This is a genomic window from Inquilinus limosus, assembly GCF_051487185.1.
Classification (GTDB): Bacteria; Pseudomonadota; Alphaproteobacteria; order DSM-16000; family Inquilinaceae; genus Inquilinus; species Inquilinus limosus_F.
On record NZ_JAHVDK010000056.1, the window covers coordinates 1 to 19,036 of the forward strand.

General features: G+C 71.2%; 13 protein-coding genes and 2 pseudogenes. 7 read left to right on the top strand and 8 right to left on the bottom strand.

Annotated elements, in window-relative coordinates:
* Positions 1-348: 348 nt before the first annotated feature.
* From KXR53_RS34790 to KXR53_RS34810, 5 genes and pseudogenes are all read left to right on the top strand, one after another.
* A pseudogene (locus KXR53_RS34790) lies at positions 349-7,566 on the top strand (hypothetical protein); the annotation flags it as partial.
* Between the two features lie 42 nt (positions 7,567-7,608).
* Positions 7,609-8,142 (top strand): invasion associated locus B family protein, encoded by a 534-nt coding sequence (locus KXR53_RS34795; protein ID WP_437380208.1) that lies wholly within the window; start codon positions 7,609-7,611, stop codon positions 8,140-8,142.
* Between the two features lie 44 nt (positions 8,143-8,186).
* Entirely contained in the window at positions 8,187-8,828 is a 642-nt protein-coding gene (locus KXR53_RS34800; protein ID WP_437380209.1) for a hypothetical protein, read from the top strand.
* A 48-nt stretch (positions 8,829-8,876) separates the two neighbouring features.
* Entirely contained in the window at positions 8,877-9,716 is an 840-nt protein-coding gene (locus KXR53_RS34805) for an OmpA family protein (protein ID WP_437380210.1), read from the top strand.
* A 165-nt stretch (positions 9,717-9,881) separates the two neighbouring features.
* Positions 9,882-10,685: a hypothetical protein gene (locus KXR53_RS34810; protein WP_437380211.1), complete on the top strand. Its 804-nt coding sequence runs from the start codon at positions 9,882-9,884 to the stop codon at positions 10,683-10,685.
* Between the two features lie 220 nt (positions 10,686-10,905).
* On the opposite strand, the gene KXR53_RS34815 is transcribed toward KXR53_RS34810, so the two are convergent.
* Entirely contained in the window at positions 10,906-11,370 is a 465-nt protein-coding gene (locus KXR53_RS34815; protein WP_437380212.1) for a YbhB/YbcL family Raf kinase inhibitor-like protein, read from the bottom strand.
* A gap of 74 nt (positions 11,371-11,444) precedes the next feature.
* Positions 11,445-12,524, bottom strand: a complete 1,080-nt coding sequence (ada, locus tag KXR53_RS34820) for a bifunctional DNA-binding transcriptional regulator/O6-methylguanine-DNA methyltransferase Ada (protein ID WP_437380213.1) — start codon at positions 12,522-12,524, stop codon at positions 11,445-11,447.
* Positions 12,525-12,774: 250 nt separating this feature from the next.
* On the opposite strand from ada, the gene KXR53_RS34825 reads away from it, so the two are divergent.
* The gene (locus KXR53_RS34825) at positions 12,775-13,998 is read left to right on the top strand and encodes an MFS transporter (RefSeq protein ID WP_437380214.1); all 1,224 of its coding nucleotides are present in this window, start codon (positions 12,775-12,777) and stop codon (positions 13,996-13,998) included.
* Between the two features lie 9 nt (positions 13,999-14,007).
* Here the strand turns inward: KXR53_RS34825 and KXR53_RS34830 are convergent, their stop codons facing one another.
* The 6 genes and pseudogenes from KXR53_RS34830 to tnpA form a co-directional block, all read right to left on the bottom strand.
* Positions 14,008-14,427, bottom strand: coding sequence for a type II toxin-antitoxin system VapC family toxin (locus tag KXR53_RS34830; protein WP_437380215.1), 420 nt, complete (start codon positions 14,425-14,427; stop codon positions 14,008-14,010).
* Positions 14,424-14,657, bottom strand: a complete 234-nt coding sequence (locus KXR53_RS34835) for a FitA-like ribbon-helix-helix domain-containing protein (protein WP_437380216.1) — start codon at positions 14,655-14,657, stop codon at positions 14,424-14,426. Before KXR53_RS34835 ends, KXR53_RS34830 begins: the two co-directional genes overlap by 4 nt.
* A gap of 67 nt (positions 14,658-14,724) precedes the next feature.
* Positions 14,725-14,979, bottom strand: a complete 255-nt coding sequence (locus KXR53_RS34840) for a hypothetical protein (RefSeq protein ID WP_437380217.1) — start codon at positions 14,977-14,979, stop codon at positions 14,725-14,727.
* Positions 14,980-15,307: 328 nt separating this feature from the next.
* Positions 15,308-16,953: pseudogene (gene tnpC, locus KXR53_RS34845) on the bottom strand (IS66 family transposase).
* 61 nt (positions 16,954-17,014) lie between these two features.
* Positions 17,015-17,371 carry an IS66 family insertion sequence element accessory protein TnpB gene (gene tnpB, locus KXR53_RS34850; protein ID WP_437380218.1) on the bottom strand — a complete coding sequence of 119 codons (357 nt, stop codon included), beginning with the start codon at positions 17,369-17,371 and terminating at the stop codon, positions 17,015-17,017.
* Positions 17,368-17,844, bottom strand: a complete 477-nt coding sequence (gene tnpA, locus KXR53_RS34855) for an IS66-like element accessory protein TnpA (protein WP_437380219.1) — start codon at positions 17,842-17,844, stop codon at positions 17,368-17,370. The genes tnpB and tnpA overlap by 4 nt, the downstream gene beginning before the upstream one ends.
* A gap of 359 nt (positions 17,845-18,203) precedes the next feature.
* Here tnpA and KXR53_RS34860 point away from each other — a divergent pair.
* The coding region (locus KXR53_RS34860) for a hypothetical protein (protein ID WP_437380220.1) at positions 18,204-19,036 on the top strand (833 nt) is incomplete at its 3' end.

The following is a 19,036-nucleotide window of genomic DNA, read 5'->3' on the forward strand; positions in this document are numbered from 1 at the left end:
GCCGCGATCGCCCTGGGCATCAACGCCAACGCCTCGAACACCTGGGCGACCGCGATCGGCACCAATGCGATCGCGAGTGCAGAGACCTCCATCTCGATCGGTACCAACACCAAGGCTCTCGCCCGCTCGACCACGGCCTTGGGTGAGGCCAGCACGGTGGCGGCGGCGGCCGGCCCGGGCTCGGTCGCGATCGGCACCAGCTCGCAGGTGCTGGGCGGCACCGGGGCGGTGGCGATCGGCCAGGGCCAGGTGGTGAACGGCGACGGCGCGGTCGCGATCGGCGATCCGAACTCGGTGACCGGCACGGGCGCCGTCGGCCTGGGCGCCAACAACACGGTCAACGGCACCGGCGCGCTGGCGCTGGGCAGCGGCAACACGGCGACGGGCCAGGGCTCGGTCGCGCTCGGCAACGCCAGCAGTGCCACGGGGGCGGGCTCGCTCGCCTTCGGCGACGGGGCTTCGGCCGCCAACGCCAAGGACGTGGCGCTGGGCTCGGGCTCGGTGACGGCGGCGGCGGTCGGCACCGCCAGCACCACGATCGGCGGCACGACCTACAATTTCGCCGGCACCACGCCGACCTCGACGGTCAGCGTCGGGGCGCCGGGCGCCGAGCGGACCATCACCAATGTCGCGGCCGGCCGGATCGCGCTCGACTCGACCGACGCGATCAACGGCAGCCAGCTCTTCGCCACCAACCAGGCGATCGAGGCCATCGCGGCCAGCAACCCCGTCCACTACTACAGCGTCAATGACGGCGGCACCCCCCGGGCGAACTACATCAACGACGGCGCGACCGGCGCCAATGCCATGGCAGCGGGCATCGAGGCCGTTGCCGGCGGCGGGCAGGCGGTCGCCATCGGCTATCAGTCCAATGCGAGCGGTCTGGAGAGCACGGCGCTGGGCTATCTGAGCCAGGCGAGCGGCGTCAATTCGACCGCGATCGGCAACCAGATCAGCGCCGCGGCGGACGGCAGCATCGCGATCGGCGCCAACACCGGGCCCGCCGTCGATGCCGTTTCCACCAACGGTATCGCCATCGGCTGGGCCGCGCAGCTGGTGAATGCGCCTTCCGCCATTGCCCTCGGCGACACGGCGATCGCAACGGCCGAGGACGCGCTCGCCTTGGGTGCCGGGGCGACCGCCGGCAACACGGGCGCCGTAGCGCTGGGCTCCGGCAGCACGACGGCGGCGGCGGTCGGCACGGCGAGCACGACGATCGCCGGCACGACCTACAACTTCGCCGGGACCACGCCGACCAGCACGGTCAGCGTCGGCGCGGCGAGCGCGGAGCGGACGATCACCAATGTCGCGGCGGGGCGGATCGCGATCGACTCCACCGACGCGGTGAACGGCTCGCAGCTCTTCGCCACCAACACCTCGGTGGACACGCTGAACACCAAGGTCGACAACATCAGCAACGGCGGCGGCATCAAGTACTTCCACGCCACCTCGACGCTGGCCGACAGCCAGGCGACGGGGACGGACAGCGTGGCGGTCGGACCTGAGGCGGTAGCCTCGACCCAGGACGGCATCGCCCTGGGCCATGGCGCGACCGCGGGCGCCAATGCCGGCGACGTCGCCCTCGGCTCCGGCAGCACGACCGCAGCGGCGGTCGGCACGGCCAGCACCACCATCGCGGGCACGACCTACAACTTCGCCGGCACCACGCCGACCTCGACGGTCAGCATCGGGGCGCCGGGCGCCGAGCGGACCATCACCAATGTCGCGGCCGGCCGGATCGCCGCGGACTCGACCGACGCCATCAACGGCTCGCAGCTCTACTCGACCAACCAAGCAGTCGACAGCTTGGCCGTGACGGCCAATGCCGGCTGGAACCTGCAGGCGAACGGCGACACCGCGACCAAGGTAGCGCCGGGCGGCACGGTGCAGTTCCTGAACGGGCAGAACATCGCCATCACCCGGACTGGCACCGACATCACCGTGGCGACGACGCCGGACCTGACGGCGGACAGCCTGACGATGTCGAGCGGCCAGGTGCTCGACTCCGCCGGCCTGAACATGGCCGGGCTCGGCATCACCGGCTTGGCGCCGGGCGCGGTGAATTCGACCTCGACGGAAGGGATCAACGGCTCGCAGCTCTACGGCGTGTCGCAGAGCGTCGCCAACCACTTCGGCGGCGGCTCGATCGTCAATCCGGACGGGACGGTCTCGTCGCCGACCTACAACATCGGCGGCAACAGCTACACCAATGTCGGCGACGCCATCACCGCCGTCACCGGCAAGCTGACGCACTACTACAGCGTCAATGACGGCGGCACCCCGGGCGCGAACTACGACAACGACGGCGCCACCGGCACCAACGCGCTGGCGGCCGGCGTGGCGGCCAGCGCCACCGCGGCGGACGCGACCGCGCTCGGCTCCGGCGCCACGGCCGGCGATGCCGGCGCCGTGGCGCTGGGCTCGGGCTCGGTGACGGCGGCGGCGGTCGGCACGGCCAGCACGACGATCGCCGGCACGACCTACAACTTCGCCGGCACCACGCCGACCAGCACGGTCAGCGTCGGCGCGGCAGGGGCCGAGCGGACCATCACCAATGTCGCGGCCGGGCGGATCGCGATCGACTCCACCGATGCGGTGAATGGCAGCCAGCTCTTCGCCACCAACACCTCGGTCGACACGCTGAACACCAAGGTCGACAACATCAGCAACGGCGGCGGCATCAAATACTTCCACGCCACCTCGACCCTGGCGGACAGCCAGGCGACGGGGACCGACAGCACCGCTGCCGGTCCCGAGGCCGTGGCCTCGGTGCAGGACGGCGTCGCGGTCGGTCACGGCGCGACCGCCGGCGCCAATGTCGGCGACGTGGCGCTCGGCTCCGGTAGCACCACCGCAGCCGCGGTCGGCACCGCCAGCACCACCATCGCGGGCACGACCTACAACTTCGCCGGCACGGCGCCGACCAGCACGGTCAGCGTCGGCGCGGCGGGGGCCGAGCGGACCATCACCAACGTGGCGGCCGGGCGGATCGCGATCGACTCCACCGACGCGGTGAACGGCAGCCAGCTCTTCGCCACCAACACCTCGGTCGACACGCTGAACACCAAGGTCGACAACATCAGCACCGGCGGCGGCATCAAGTACTTCCACGCCACCTCGACCCTGGCCGACAGCCAGGCGACGGGCACGGACAGCACGGCGGCCGGTCCCGAGGCGGTGGCCTCGGTCCAGGACGGCGTGGCCGTCGGCCACGGCGCCACCGCCGGCGCCAATGCGGGCGACGTGGCGCTGGGTTCGGGCTCGACGACGGCGGCTGTGGTCGGCACGACCAGCACCACCATCGCCGGCACGACCTACAATTTCGCCGGCACCACGCCGACCAGCACGGTCAGCGTCGGCGCGGCGGGTGCGGAACGGACCATCACCAACGTCGCGGCCGGGCGGATCGCGGTCGACTCCACCGATGCGGTGAACGGCAGCCAGCTCTTCGCCACCAACACGGCGGTGGACGACGTCGCCAGCCAGATCACGGACGTCACCGGCAAGCTGACGCACTACTACAGCGTCAACGACGGCGGCACGCAGGGCGCGAATTACGACAATGACGGCGCCACCGGCACCAACTCGCTAGCAGCCGGCGTTGGGGCCGGCGCGACGGCCGCCGACGCGACGGCGATCGGCTCCGGCGCGACGGCCGGCGATGCCGGCGCCGTGGCGCTGGGTTCCGGCTCGGCCACAGCGGCCGCGGTCGGCACCGCCAGCGCGACGATCGCTGGCACGACCTACAGCTTCGCCGGCACGGCGCCGACCAGCACGGTCAGCGTCGGCAGCGTCGGTGCCGAGCGGACCATCACCAATGTCGCGGCGGGCCGGCTCTCGGCCGACTCCACCGACGCGGTGAACGGCAGCCAGCTCTTCGCCTCCAACCAAGCGATCGACAACGTCGCCAGCCAGATCACGGATGTGAACGGCAAGCTGACGCACTACTACAGCGTCAATGACGGCGGCACCCAGGGTGCGAACTACGACAACCGGGGCGCCACCGGCACCAACGCGTTGGCGGCCGGCGTCGGCGCCAGCGCGACGGCGGCGAACGCCACCGCGGTCGGCAACGGCTCGCAGGCGCTGGCCGCCTCGACCGTGGCGCTGGGCGACACCACCACGGTGGCGGCCGCGGCCGGCACGGGCTCGGTGGCGATCGGCCACAACTCCCAGGTGCTGGGCGGCACGGGTGCCGTCGCGATCGGCGAAGGCCAGACGGTGAACGGCGACGGCGCGGTGGCGATCGGCGACCCGAACATCGTGACCGGCACCGGCGCCGTCGGCATGGGCGCCAACAACATCGCCAACGGCACCGGCGCGCTGGCCCTCGGCAGCGGCAACAACGCCCAGGGCCAGGGTTCGGTCGCGCTCGGCAACGCCAGCAGCGCGACGGGGGCGGGCTCGCTCGCTTTCGGCGACGCGGCTTCGGCCGGCAATGCCGGCGACGTGGCGCTGGGCTCGGGCTCGGTGACGGCGGCGGCGGTCGGCACCGCCAGCACCACCATCGCCGGCACGACCTACAACTTCGCCGGCACCACGCCGACCAGCACGGTCAGCGTCGGCGCGCCGGGCGCCGAGCGCACCATCACCAACGTGGCGGCCGGGCGGCTCTCGGCCACGTCGACCGATGCGGTGAACGGCTCCCAGCTCTTCGCCACCAACCAGGCGGTCGACGATTTGGCCACGACGGCCAATGCCGGCTGGAACCTGAGCGCGGATGGCGGGGCGACCAGCCAGAACATCGCGCCGGGCGGCACCGCGAGCTTCGCGGCCGGCAGCAACGCGACGGTGACCCGCAGCGGGGCGACGATCACTTACGGCATCGTGGCGGATCCGAACTTCAATTCGGTGACGGTCGGGAACACCTCGATCACCACCGACGGGCTGACCATCGCCGGCGGGCCGAGCATCACCTCGACCGGCATCAATGCCGGCGGCCGGACGATCACCAATGTGGCGCCGGGCGTGGGCGGCACCGACGCGGTGAATGTCAACCAGCTGAACGCGATCGGCGACGTCGCCAATGCCGGCTGGAACCTGCAGGCAAACGGCGACACCGCGACCAAGGTGGCGCCGGGCGGCACGGTGCAGTTCCTGAACGGCCAGAACATCGCCGTCACCCGGACCGGCACCGACGTAACGGTGGCGACCACGCCGGCCCTGACCGCGGACAGCCTGACGCTGACCGGCGGCCAGGTGTTCGACGCCTCGGGCCTGAACATGAACGGCACCGGCATCACCGGGCTGGCGCCGGGCGAGGTGTCCTCGACCTCGACCGAGGGCATCAACGGCTCGCAGCTCCACGGCGTGGCCCAGAGCATCGTCACCCATCTCGGCGGCGACTCGACGGTCAATCCGGACGGCACGATCACCGGCCCGACCTACAACGTGCAGGGCAACAACTACACCACGGTGACCGACGCCTTCGACGCGGTCGACGGCAGCCTGACGACCATCAACAACCAGCTGACCAACATCAACAACGGCGGCGGCATCAAGTACTTCCACGCCAACTCGACCCTGGCGGACAGCCAGGCGGTCGGCACGGACAGCGTGGCGGTCGGGCCGACGGCTGTGGCCTCGGTGCAGGACGGCATCGCCATCGGCCACGGCGCTGCGGCCGGGGCGAATGTGGGCGACGTGGCGCTGGGCGCCGGCTCGACGACCGCGGCGGTGGTCGCCACCGCAGGCGCCACGATCGCCGGCAAGGCCTACAGCTTCGCCGGGGCGACCCCGACGAGCACGGTCAGCGTCGGCGCGCCGGGGGCGGAGCGGACCATCACCAATGTCGCGGCCGGCCGCCTCTCGGCGACCTCGACCGACGCGATCAACGGCAGCCAGCTCTTCGCCACCAACACGGCGGTCAACCTCCTGGGCACCCAGATCAACAACGGCGGCATCGGGCCGGTCCAATACAGCAACCCCGATGAGCCGACGACCCCGAACGGCGGGGTGCCGACGTTCGACCTGACCCTGGTGGGCAAGGCCTCCGGCCCGGTCAAGCTGCACAATCTGGACAAGGGGCTGGTGTCCTCGACCTCGACCGACGCCATCAACGGCTCGCAGCTCTTCGGCACGGCGCAGAGCATCACCAACGTGTTCGGCGGCGGCTCGAAGGTGAGCCCGGACGGCACCATCACCGGGCCGACCTTCAGCCTCCAGGGCGGCAGCTACAACACGGTATACGCCGCCTTCGAGGCGGTGGATCTCAGCCTGACCGACATCTACAACACGATCGACGGCATCAACAACGGCGGCGGCAACAAGTACTTCCACGCCAACTCGACCCTGGCCGACAGCCAGGCGCTCGGCACGAACTCCGTGGCGATCGGGCCGGCGAGCAAGGCGAACGGCGAGGACAGCTTCGCCGCGGGCAACGGGGCGACCACGGCGTCCGGGGCGACGGGTGCCGTCGCGCTGGGCAGTTCCTCCTCCGCCGGCGCTTCCGGCGCCACGGCGTTGGGCCAAGGGGCGACCGCGACCAATGCCAACGACGTGGCGCTGGGCGCGGGCTCGAAGACCGCGGCTGCCGTCGGCACCTCGAGCGCGTCGTTCAACAACTTCACGCTCGACAACTTCGCCGGGGCCAACCCGACCAGCACGGTGAGCGTGGGCGATGTCGGCGCCGAGCGCACCATCACCAATGTCGCGGCTGGGCGGATCACGGCGACCTCGACCGACGCCATCAACGGCTCGCAGATGTTCGCGCTGGCGACGGTGGTCGACAACTCGATCAACGGCGGCGGCGGCATCAAGTACTTCCACACCAACTCGACCCTGGCCGACTCCTCCCCGACCGGCACCAACAGCACCGCCATCGGCCCGGCCTCGACCGCCAGCGCCACCAACGCGATCTCGATGGGCAACGGCGCGAAGGCCTCGGCCAACAATGCGATCGCGATCGGCGCCGGGGCGCAGGCGACCAAGGCCAACTCCCTGGCGCTCGGCGCGGGCTCCACGACCATGGCCAACCTCTCCGACGCGGCCTACGCGCCGGTGGTTGGAATGAAGCCCGCCGGGGTGGCCACGGGCGAGGTCTCGGTCGGCGCCTCGGGGGCGGAGCGGCGGATCACCAACGTCGCCGCCGGCGCGGCCGCGACCGACGCAGTGAATGTCAGCCAGCTGTCGGCGCTGGCGAACATGTCGGTGCGGTACGACACCGACGGTTCCGGCAACCTGACCAACCGGATCACGCTGCAGGGCGGGGATCCGAACGCACCGGTCACGATCGGCAATGTCGCGCCGGGCGTGAACGGCACGGATGCGGTGAACGTCGACCAGCTGAAGGGCGCCTTCGACTCGCTCAACGGCAAGATCAAGGCGGCGCGGCGCGAGGCCTGGCAGGGGGCAGCGATCGGCATCGCGGCGGCGTCGCTGCAGTTCGATCCCCGTCCGGGCAAGGTCAGCGCCGCGATCGGCGGCGGCATGTGGCACGAGCAGGGGGCCCTGGCCCTCGGCCTCGGCTACACCGCCGAGTCCGGCCGGGTCCGCTTGAATGCCCGGGCCGTCACGAGCGGCGACGACTGGGGTGGGGGCATCGGCGTCTCCTTCACCCTCAACTGAGGCGGGCCGATGCGGCTGGCGGGATGCATCGCGGCGGGCCTGATGGCGATGTCCGGGAGCGCCTTCGCGGTGGGGTGGGTGCAGCTGCCCTCCACCTACACCGTGAAGCCCTCGGAGGTCGCCGTCCCCGAGGGCGAGGAGCTCGGCCAGTACCGGCGGGTGGTCCAGCCGTTCCGCAACTGGACCCTGATCTGCGACGAGAGCCTGAAGTCGAAGCGCCGGGTCTGCAATCTGACCCAGTCGATCGTCGACCAGCGGGGCGCTGCCGTCTTCAACTGGTCCTTCGTGGCCACCGAGGACGGCGAGCCGCTGGTGGTGATGCGGGTCCCGGCCGCCGTGGGTGTCGGGCAGCCGATCGGGCTGGCGCTGGGCGACAAGCCGGACCGGATCGTCGCCCAGACCGACCGCTGCGACGGGGCGTTCTGCACCGCCACGATCGCCATCGGCCGGATGCTGCGGCGGCACATCCAGTCGGGGACCGACTGCACCGTCACCTACACGGTGCCGGCCTCGGGCGAAGTGACGTTCCAGGCCCCCCTCGACGGCCTGTTCACAGCCCTCTCGGCGATGAAATGACCCGGGCGCCCGGTCGGGCGCCCTTCAGAGAAGGATGAGATGCGATGCGACTGGCCAAGACTCTACTTCTGGGGACCGTCTCGGTCGCGATCATTGCCGGCGCGGTCATCGCGTTCGACCTGATCGGCTTTGTCCAGCTGCCGGCCCAGGCGGCGGATTCGAAGAAGCCGGCGGCGGAAGCGCCGAAGCCGCAGGCGCAGGCGGCCCAGACCCAGCAGCCCGCCGCGGCGCAGCAGGCGGCGGCCGCCCCCGCGACCGTCTTCGACGAGCACGTCAAGCAGGCCAAGATCGGCGCCTGTGGCAACATCTTCTCGGCGCTCGGACGCGGCGTCGCCGCCGATGCGAGCTACGCGGCGCAAACCCAGTGGGACACCAAGGCTGTCGACGCGCATGCGGTCGAATCGATCGTCGCGCTCAGCGGCGGCCCGTCCACCCAGGGCCTGCCCGCGGCCGGCGTGGTCTTCACGGCGCCGGTCGGGCGCTCCTGCGAAGGCACGCTGGTGCGGGTGACGCCGGTCAAGGCCAGCTGCCAAGCCGTCGCGACCCAGCTCGTCGACCAGGAGAAGGGCCAGGCCGGCATGCTCGGCGCCCTGCCGCTGGTGTCGCTGCCCAACGGGGCGAGGGTCGTGCTCGTGCCGCTCGACGACAACTGCGTGGCGATGACCAGCCTGCGGGCGGCGGGCTGATGGATCGCCGCCCGCGGCAGCGGCGGCCGGGATTGCGGGGAGATGAAGATGCTTCGACCGATCGTTCTGGTTCTCACCTCCTGGGCCTGCCTCGCCTCTGTGGCCGGCGCCGCTGACACGACGCCGGCCGTGGTTGAGACGGTCGATACCGTTCCGGACCGCAGCTACCTGGTGTTCTTCGACTTCGACAGCTCGCGTCTGACTCCGGAAGCCCAGCAGGTCGTGGCCTCGGCCGCGGCTGACGCCCTGCAGGGCAGGACCACCCGCATCGACGTCACCGGTCACACCGACCGTTCGGGTTCGGTCCAGTACAACCAGGCCCTCTCGGTTCGGCGTGGCGAGTCGATCCGTCGCGAGCTGGTGGCTGACGGCGTTGCCGACAGCCTGATCGCGGTCAAGGGCGTCGGCGAGTCCGATCCGCTTGTCCCGACCGCCGACGGCGTCCGCGAGCCGCAGAACCGTCGTGTCGAGATCGTCCTGTTACCGACACGGCCAGCGCCGGCGGCCGGGCAGAGCCCCGGGATGAGGGGGATCTGGGGGGCGATCGCCTATTCGGTGCCCGACGAGAAGCGCGGTTTCTTCTGGGGCGCCGACAAGCCCGAGGAGGCGCAGGAGATCGCGCTCCGCCACTGCGTGCACCGGGGCGGCCAGGACTGCAAGGTCGTCTCCCTGTTCCGCAACCACCGCCACTGGGACGACGACGACAAGACCGGCTTCCCCTACGAGCACTGCGCCGCCCTGGCGGTCGGCAAGCCTCCTGCCGCCAACCGGCCGGCCGCTTGGGGCGCAGCCTCGGCCGAGACCCGGCGGCAAGCGGAGGAGAAGGCGACCGCGATCTGCGGCGGTGACGCCAATGAGTGCGAAATCCCCGAATGGGTCTGCACCTGAATGTCATGCCTGGTGCGGAGACACCCGAAGGGACCGCGGCGGTGACCATGCGGCGCGCCGCGGCAATCGGGCCATGATCCGGAGGCCCAACGGATCATGGCCCTTTTGCTTCCAGGGTGGGGATACCTCCCATCCCTGATCAAGAAACGACGATCGAGGCTCTGAATGCTCCCCGTTTCCGCCCTCCCGTCGATGAATGTGCTGTGGGCCACGCCCTGCTACATCTCGGCCGTCTCGATGAACTACGTGACGAGCATGTTCCTGCTGACGCATGAGGCGGTCCGGCTGGGGCTGCCGTCGTCGCTGCACATGCGCGCGGAAAGCCTCGTCACCCGGGCCCGGAACGAGATCGTCAAGTTCTTCCTGATGAACGAGCAGTACACGCATCTGTTCTGGATCGACTCCGACATCGAGTTCCAACCGCAGGCCGCGATCCGGCTGCTGCTCTCGGATCACGATGTGGCGGCCGGGATCTACCCGATCAAGCGGTTCAACTGGCCGCAGCAGGGCGTGCCCGCCGGCACCACGAAGGAGGCGTTCGAGACGCTCTACACCGACTACCCGTTCAACCCGGTCGGGCTCGGCTCCGAGCCGCTGTCCAACTTCACCACCGAGGACGGCTTCGTCGAGGTCGCCGAGGCGCCGACCGGGTTCATGGTCATCAAACGGCATGTGTTCAGCCGGCTGATGCAGCGCTACCCCGAGCTCAACTATGTCCCGGACGGGCCGCCGGACAATCCGGAGGCGCCGTTCTACTGGCTGTTCTTCGACTGCATGGTGGATCCGGACAGCAAGCGCTACCTGTCCGAGGACTACGCCTTCTGCCGCCGCTGGCGGGACATCGGCGGCAAGGTCCATGCCGACCTCACCTCCGATCTCGGCCATCTCGGACAGCACATGTTCCGGGGCGATTTCGCCGAGAGCGTCAGACTCCGGGCTCATAACCCACAGGATGGGTCTCGGAAGTAGCGCAGGTCCTCAGGACCTCAAGCGGAAAGATCCAGCGCGGCGCATGCAGGCAGGCGCTCGCCGACAATACGCTGGCGATCGAAGGGGTGGCCTCGGGCCAGGTGGAGCTGGGTGGTCGGTTCTATCATGCGCTGAAGGAGCGCGAGGGGGCGGAGTGGCAGTCCTGGATGGCCCGCCACCTCCTGATACCAGCCCAGCCGGGCTGAGGGCGGTCGGCCGATCAGCGTTCGAAGGTGCCGACCAGCTCGGCCTGGCCGATGATGTGCGGCCGGGCGGCGCGCCAGATCTGCTCGACCGTCGCCTTGGCGGGCACTTTCAGCTCCGGCACGTCGAGCGCGGCCAGCCGGAAATGATAGTGATGCCGACCGTGGCCGTGCGGCGGCTGTGGGCCATCCCAATGCGGGTTGCCGAAATCATTGACCGCGTGACCGAGGCTCTCGGTCTTGGCGTCCTCCGTCGTGCCTTCCCGCAACTGGTTCCGGGTGCCCGCGATGTTGTACAGCCCCCAGTGCCGGAAGGTGCCCGAAGGGGCGTCCGGATCGTCCACCACCAGGACGTAGCTCTGTGTCGCAGGCGGCGGGTCCCGCCATTCGAGCGGCGGCGAGATGTTGCCCCCGTCCCGGGCGTATTTGGGCGGGATCGGGTCGCCGTCGCCGAAGGCCGGGCTGTCGAGAATGAAGGCCATGCGCTGCTCCCTTCTTCGGTGTCTCACCGGGCAACCGAACGGGGGCGAGCGTGGTTCCAGCGGCGGGCGGTGCCTCAGCCGGCCTCGCGCTCCAGCAGGGCCTGCTTGCGGGAAACGCCCCAGCGGTAGCCGGACAGGTCGCCATCGGCCCGGACCACGCGGTGGCAGGGGATGGCGACGGCAAGGTCGTTGGCGGCGCAGGCCTGGGCCACCGCCCGCACCGCCTTGGGCCGGCCGATCCGCCGGGCGATCTCGGCATAGCTGACTGTGGTGCCGGGCGGGATGCCGCGCAGCGCCTGCCACACCTTCTGCTGGAAGGCCGTGCCACGGATGTCGAGCGGCAGGTCCAGCCCGGCCGAGGGCGCCTCGACGAAGCCGACCACCCGGGCCACCAGCTGCTCGAATTCGGCGTCGCCGCCGACCAGCCTGGCCTTGGGGAAGCGATCCTGCAGCCTCTCCAGCAGCGCCTGCGGGTCGTCGCCGAACTGGATGGCGACAATGCCCTTGTCGGTGGCCGCGACCAGGATGGCGCCGAGATGGCACTCGCCGATGGCGAAGCGGATCTCCGCCCCGGCCCCGCCTTCGCGGAAGGCGGTCGGGGTCATGCCCAGCCGCTCCGGCGCTGCGGCGTAGAAGCGGCCGTTGGAGTTGAAGCCGGCGCCGTAGATCGCCTCGGTCACCGTCGCGGTCTGCGCCAGCTCGTCCCGCATGCGGTCGGCGCGGTGGGCGTCGGCATAGGCCTTGGGGGTGACGCCGGTGACCGACTTGAACAGGCGATGGAAATGGAAGCGGCTCAGCCCCGCCGCCTCGGCGAGTTCGTCCAGGCTCGGCATCTCCTCCGCCGTCTCGATCGTGCGGCAGGCCGCGACCACCAGGGCGGTCTGGCGCTCGGCCAGCGACGCCTCGTTGGGCTTGCAGCGCCGGCAGGGGCGGAAGCCGGCTCGCTCGGCTGCGGCGGCGTCCAGGTGGAAGCTGACATTCTCGCGCCGCGCATGGCGCGACGCGCAGCTCGGCCGGCAATAGACCCCGGTGGTGCGGACGGCATAGACGAAGGCGCCGTCCGCGGCGCGGTCGCGGCGCTGGACTGCGGCCCAGCGGGCGTCGTCATTGGCGAAGGCCGGGGCGGGGGCCGGGGACGGCGGGATGAAGCCCATGATGCGCTCCTGTTCGACGGTCGGATCGACAGGTCCCCTCCATATGGGGGCGCCCGTCGTTCCGCCGAAGATGGCGGGTCTGTGGCCCGCAAGCACTCCGCCCCTTGCTGTCAAATTCCGGAGCTGATCGCCACTCGATTCTGGCGGTCCGGGCCGAGGCTTGCGATCGAATTCGGCGGCAACAAGCGGAGCGCAGAAGAGGGGCGGGCGGCGGATGCTCGCCGCCTCTCTCATCGACCGCGAGCCCCCGATGTCCGCCATCGCTCCGCTTCCCGCCGCGTTCCGCCGCCTGGCCTGGTCGAACCTCGCCGCCCAGTCGGCGGAGCAGATCGGCCTGGCCGCCGCGCCGATCGTTGCCGTGCTCGCCCTCGGCGCCGGTGCCGCCGGCACCGGGCTCCTGCAGACCGTGCAGACGCTGCCCTTCCTGCTCCTGTCCCTGCCGGCCGGACTCCTGGCCGACCGGTCGTCGCGCCGTCGGATGATGGCGGCGGCAGAGGCGCTGCGGGCGCTGTCGCTGGTGGCGGTGCTGCTGCTGCTCGCGACCGGCGGCCTCAGTCTCGGCCTGCTGGCGGCGCTCGGCTTCCTCGGCGCTGCCGGCACCGTGGCCTACAGCGTGGCGGCGCCCTCGCTGGTGCCCGACCTGGTGCCGAAGGCGGCGCTGCCGGCGGCGAACGGGCGGATCGAGCTGGCGCGCAGCGCCGCCTTCGCCGCCGGACCGGCCGTCGCCGGCGCGCTGGTGGCCTGGACCGGTGCCGGCCTCGCCTTCGCCGCGGCTGCGGCCCTGTCGGTTCTGGCTGCGATCCTGCTGGCTGGCATCCGCGAGCCGCAGCGGCCGGCGGCGCCGCGCCGACACATGCTGCAGGATCTGCGCGAAGGCGCCGGCTTTGTGCTGGGCCATCCGCTGCTGCGGCCGGTGCTGCTGACCGCGGTGTTCTTCAATATCGGCTGGTTCGTGCTGCAGGCGATCTACGTGCCCTATGCGGTCGATCATCTCGGCCTGGGCGCCTCGGCGGTCGGCGCCACCCTGGCGGTCTACGGCGTCGGCATGGTGCTCGCCGCGCTGGCGGCGCCGCGCATCGCCCGGCTGATGCCGTTCGGGCCGCTGCTGCTGGTCGGGCCGTTCTCCGGCCTCGCGGGCTCCCTGCTGATGCTGCTGACCGTGTGGCTGCCCTTCGCGCCGATCGCCGGCCTGGCCTTCTTCCTGTTCGGCGCCGGGCCGGTGCTGTGGGTGATCGCCTCCACCACGCTGCGCCAGACGGTGACGCCGCCGGCGATGCTCGGCCGGGTCTCGGCGATCATCACCATGGCCACCTTCGGCGCGCGCCCGGTCGGCGCCGCGATCGGCGGTCTGGTCGGCGACGGCCACGGTGCCGCCGCCTGCCTGGCCGTGGCCGTGCTCGGCTTCCTGATCCAGGCGCTGGTGATCGCCGGCTCGCCGGTGCCGCGGCTGGCGGCCCTGCCAGCCGCTACGTGACGAGAGCGTTCAGGGAAGCGGTTCGCCGAGCCGGAGCACGCGGCGGACCAGCGCCGGATCGCCCCTGGCCGCGCTATGGAACCGCGCATCGGCCGTCACGACCAGAGTGTCTTCACGTATGGCCAGGGCCAGGTACAAGCAATCATATACGGGATGGCCGAGTTGAGCGGCGAGCGCAAGAGTTGCGGCGATATCGGCTTCGATTGGCGTGGCGGCCACGGGCGCCTGCATCAACTCGGTCAGCCGCTCGTCAGCCTCAGCGGCCGTGAGCTCGCCACGCGCCGAGCGGCGCCACAGGGCATTCGCTGCCTCGATCAACCAAAGAGATGGCGCGATGAGATCGCGATCCAGAAGGGCGTCGGCCGCTTCCTGCCCGGGTTCGTCCAGGACCCATTTGAGCGCCACCGACGCATCGATCACGAGGCTCATCGGCTGTCGCGCTCAGCCCGGATCAAGTCAGCGGACTCGCCCTGGATCCGCCCTGCCGTCGCTGCGCGCAGCCGTGCGGCCCGCTCGCGGAAGCCGGCGCGGCCAGCCCGCAACACTTCTTCGAGGATAGCGCGATGTTCCGCCTCGGCGCTGCGACCGTGCATGGCGGCACGGCGCTTGAGTGCCTCGACCACGTCGCGAGGGACATCTCTGACCAGCAACTGGGCCATGGCCGATCCTTCGCTTGTGTCTGTCCGATATCAAGATGATAACATATGATATCATCCTCGATAGGCGTCACGTCGGGGCGGCGTCAGGCCGGCCGAGCCATCCTGCGGCCAGGGCGGCCGCCCCGAAGCCGCCCCCGATCAGGCAGACCAGCGGCCATCCCCCGGCCGCCCAGGCGGCGCCGGCCGCGGCCGAGCCGACCGCCCCGCCCAGGAAGAACAAGCCGACGAACAGCCCGTTCAGCCGGCCGCGCGCCTCCGGCCGCAGCAGGTTGATCGCGCGGCGGCCCAGCGTCTGGTCGCCGGTGACACCGATATCGAGCAAGATCGCGCCCAGACCCATTCCCAGCAGCGGCAGGACCGGTTCCGTCGCGTCGGTTGCGCCAGCCCAGGCGACCAGGGCGAAGGCGGCGATGACGGCGAGGTGGGAGGTGGTCGTGGCCGGCCAGCGGGCCGCCTTGCCCAGCCCGGTGTTCCGGGACGGGCTGGCCGAAGCCCTGGCGCTGCCTGGGTCGTTCCTGGCCTGACGGCGCAGAACGGCCCGGGGTGAGCGTAAGCGTCCGGGCGTGGCCGTGGCGTGCGGACTGTCGGGCGGCTTTGCCGCCGGAGGGCAGCAGGGCTGAGACGGTGCGCTCGGGATCGGAGGGGTCCAGTCAGGACGCTCCCGAGACGCTGCGGTCCTGTTGGAGAGCCGGCCAGTGCCAGGGCAGCAGCTCCTCGATCCGGCTGATGGGATGGCCATCGGCGATGCGGGCGAGGACGTCGCGCAGCCAGGCTTCCGGGTTGAGGCCGTTGAGCGTGGCTGTGCCGATGAGCGTGCACATCGCCGCGGCGCGGTCGCCGCCGGCGTCGGAGCCGGCGAAGGTCCAGTTCCGGCGGCCGAGGGCGATGCCACGCAGCGCGTTCTCGGCGATGTTGTTGTCCGCCTCCAGCCGGGCGTCGTCGAGGAAGCGCGACAGGGCGGCGCGGCGCTTGAGGGTGTAGCGGAAGGCCTCGGCCAGCGCCGACTTCGCCGACAGCCTGACGATGGTGGCGTCCATCCAGTCGAACAGGTCGGCGAGCAGCGGCTTCGCCGCGGCGCGGATCCGCAGGCGCTCGGCTGCGGCCTGGCTGCGGGCGTCGGCCTCGACGGCATAGACCGCGGCGATCCGGTCGAGCGCCTGCTTGGCCACCGGCGACCGGGTGGCCTCCCAGACATCGAAGATCTTGCGCCGGCAATGCGCCCAGCACGCCACCTCGACGATCGGCCCGGGCTCCGGGCGCGCCGGGTCATACAGCTCTTCGAAGCCGGCATAGGCGTCGGCCTGCAGGAAGCCGGCGAAGGTCTTCAGGCGTTGGCGCGGCCGCTCCGCCTTACGGTCGGGACTGTAGAAGAAGGCGGCCGCCGGCGGCGCCGGGCCCTGGAACGGCCGGTCGTCGCGGACATAGACCCAGGCCCGGCCGGTCTTGGTGCGTCCGGTCCCCGGCGCCAGCACCGGCACCGGCGTGTACCGCCTACGGCGTTGCCTAAAGGCCCATCGCCGTGGATCTTGTCGCCGGCGAAGACGTGGCGCCGGATGGCGTCCACCAGAGGGTCCAGCAGCCACGTCGACTGGCCGACCCAATCGGCCAGCGTGGAGCGGTCCAGATCCAGCCCCTCACGGGCATAGATGGCGCTCTGACGATAGAGCGGAAGATGGTCGGCGTACTTGGCGACCAGCACATGGGCCAAGAGGCCCGGAGCCGCCCTGCCGCGCGGGGTCGGCAGGGCGGGCGCCGGGGCCTGGGTGATCGCATCGCAGGCCACGCAGGCATACTTCGGCCGGACATGCCGCAGCACCTTGAAGTGCCCGGGAACGTAGTCGAGCACCTCGGTGACGTCCTCGCCCAGCCGGGCCATGCCGGCGCCGCAGGCGGGGCAGCGGCAGGCGCCCTCGCCGTCGGGCTGGTGGACGATCTCCTCGCGCGGCAGGTGATCCGGCAAGGGGCGGCGCTTCCGCGTCCGGTCCGGCCGGGTCACGGGGGTGCCGGACGCCTCGGCGGCAGCCTCCTGCCGGGCGTCGCCGGCCTCCAGCTCCTCGAGCTTCAGCTCGAGCTGCTCGATCTCCCGATCGAGCCGTTCGGAGGAGCGCCCGAACTGCATGCGGCGCAGCCGGGCCAGCTGCACCTTCAGCTTCTCGATCTCCAGCCGGTTCCACTGCACCGCCGCCATCGCCGTCGCGAGCTCGGCTCTGACGGCCGCCAGCTCGGCGCGTTGCGCCAGCGCAAAGGCGCGCAGGGCCTCCGGATCGGAGGGGAGATCGACCGTGTCAGATGACATGGTCCAGAGTAGCCGATGGGGCCACGGTGATCCAGATTCAATCAGCAGAATCAGTGCTCTATCAGACCAGCTCCGGCCGCCGCGGCGGCCCCGGCACGATCGTCCGGCGCCAGTCGATGCCTTCGATCAGGATCGCCAGCTGGGCCGGGGTGAGAACCAGGGTGGCGTCGCCGATCGGCGGCCAGACGAACCGGCCACGCTCCAGCCGCTTGACGAACAGGCACAGGCCCGAGCCGTCCCAGTACAGGGCTTTCAAATAGTCGCCACGCTTGCCCCGGAACAGGAACAGATGGCCGGAGAAGGGGTCGGCGTCGGCGATCTCCCGCACCTTCGCCGCCAGCCCGTCGAAGCCGTTGCGCATGTCGACCGGGCTGCAGGCCAGGTAAACCCGCGTGCCGGGCGCGATGTTGAGGATCACGGCAGGCTCCTCAGCACCGATAGCACCCGACGCAGCGCCCGCTCGTTGACGAAGGCGTCGACCCGGATGCGGGTCCCGCCCGGCAGATCGATCTCGATCACCCCGGCCCGCTCCTCCAGCTTCGGCGTCGGCGGCAACCCGCGTCGCATCTCGCCGCCCGACCGGCTTGGCGTCTCCGGCAGCGGCAGGCGCAGTGTTGTTCCGCTCAACGCATCAGCCTCGCCGCACGTGCCCAGCCGGATGAAGTCGATGGTCGGCGGCTCCCCGGCGCGCTCAGGCGCCGGGAGCAACCCGTCTCGCGCCAGGCGGCGCCAGTTGAACAGCATGTTGGTGTTCACGTTGAACCGCCGGGCCACCTGCGACACCGAAGCGCCGGGCTTCAGCGACTCCGCCACGATCCTGTGCTTCTCCGCCGCGCTCCAGCTCCGCCGGATACCGGCCGACGAAAGCGCCGCCTCCACCTCTGTCGACATCGCCATGTGTCCACTATGCCCTCGATGGACACTATGATCGTGAGGGCTCCCCCTCGCCGACAGACGTGTCAGACCGCACGCTTACGGGTGAGCGAGCACCGCTGCACCATCACCGTCATCGCGAGCCCTGCAGGGGCGTGACGATCCAGGCCGGCCCCGCCTCTTGCGGCGGCACTGGATTGCTTCGCTGCGCTCGCAATGACGGTTTGGGGGAGCCGTAGCCCGCAACCCACCACCGTCATCGCGAGGCGCGCAGCGCCGTGGCGATCCAGCCTGCCGCCGCCCGCGCCGGCCCCAGGCCATCGAGTGAACACAATGTTCATTGCTTAACTCCACGCGCCTCGTTCATGATATGTTCCATGAAGGAGCTGCCGCCCGATCTTGACATCCAGGCGTACTGCCGCGGCCTCGCGCTGCAGCAGGTCGAGATGCTCTCGCGTCTCGCCGAGATCGGCATGCAGCTGGCCGAAGGCGCCGGCGCCCGCGCGCTCGCCGCCCAGGCCGCACAGGCCGACCCCAAGGCGGACGAGGCTCAGCCAGCCCGAACCGAAGATCCCGGCCTGGACTTCGCCCGCTACGCCCATCTGGTGCGCCAGACCCTGGCCCAGCGCGCCCGCGCCGCCAAGGACCTCTGCGCCGACGACAAGGCCCGGTCCGCCGAGCGCGAGGCCGGCCGCCCGGCCCGCCGCGACCGCCACCGCGACGAGGTCGAGCAGGTCCTGAAATGCATGATCTGGGACGAGGTCGAGGATTTCGGCCGCGCCGAGGCCCTGTCCGACGAGCTCGCGGAGCGGRTCGAGCACCTCTACGAGGACGAGGCGGCCCGGGTCGAGGACCGGCCGGTCGGCGCGGTGATGGCCGGGCTGGCCTGCGGCCTCGGCCTGTCGGAGGAGTGGTCCCGCTGGGGCGCCCTCGGCTGGCCGGCSACGCCGCGCCCGGCCAAGCCGGCCGGCGGCCCGGCCGCGATCGMGGCCGARCGGGCCCGGCGCCGGSAKGCGSTCGCCGCCGCCATGGMGCGGGCCTTCGCCGAGGTGCGGGACCCGATCCGGGTGCCGGGGCTCAGGGCCGGGCTGGCGGTCCGGCTGCAGGAGCCGGACGTGATCGAATGGCTCGACACCGAGACCACCGCCACCACCGCCGACCGCCTCTGCCGCTCCCTCGGCCTCGGCCTCTATGTCGATGACCCGAAGCC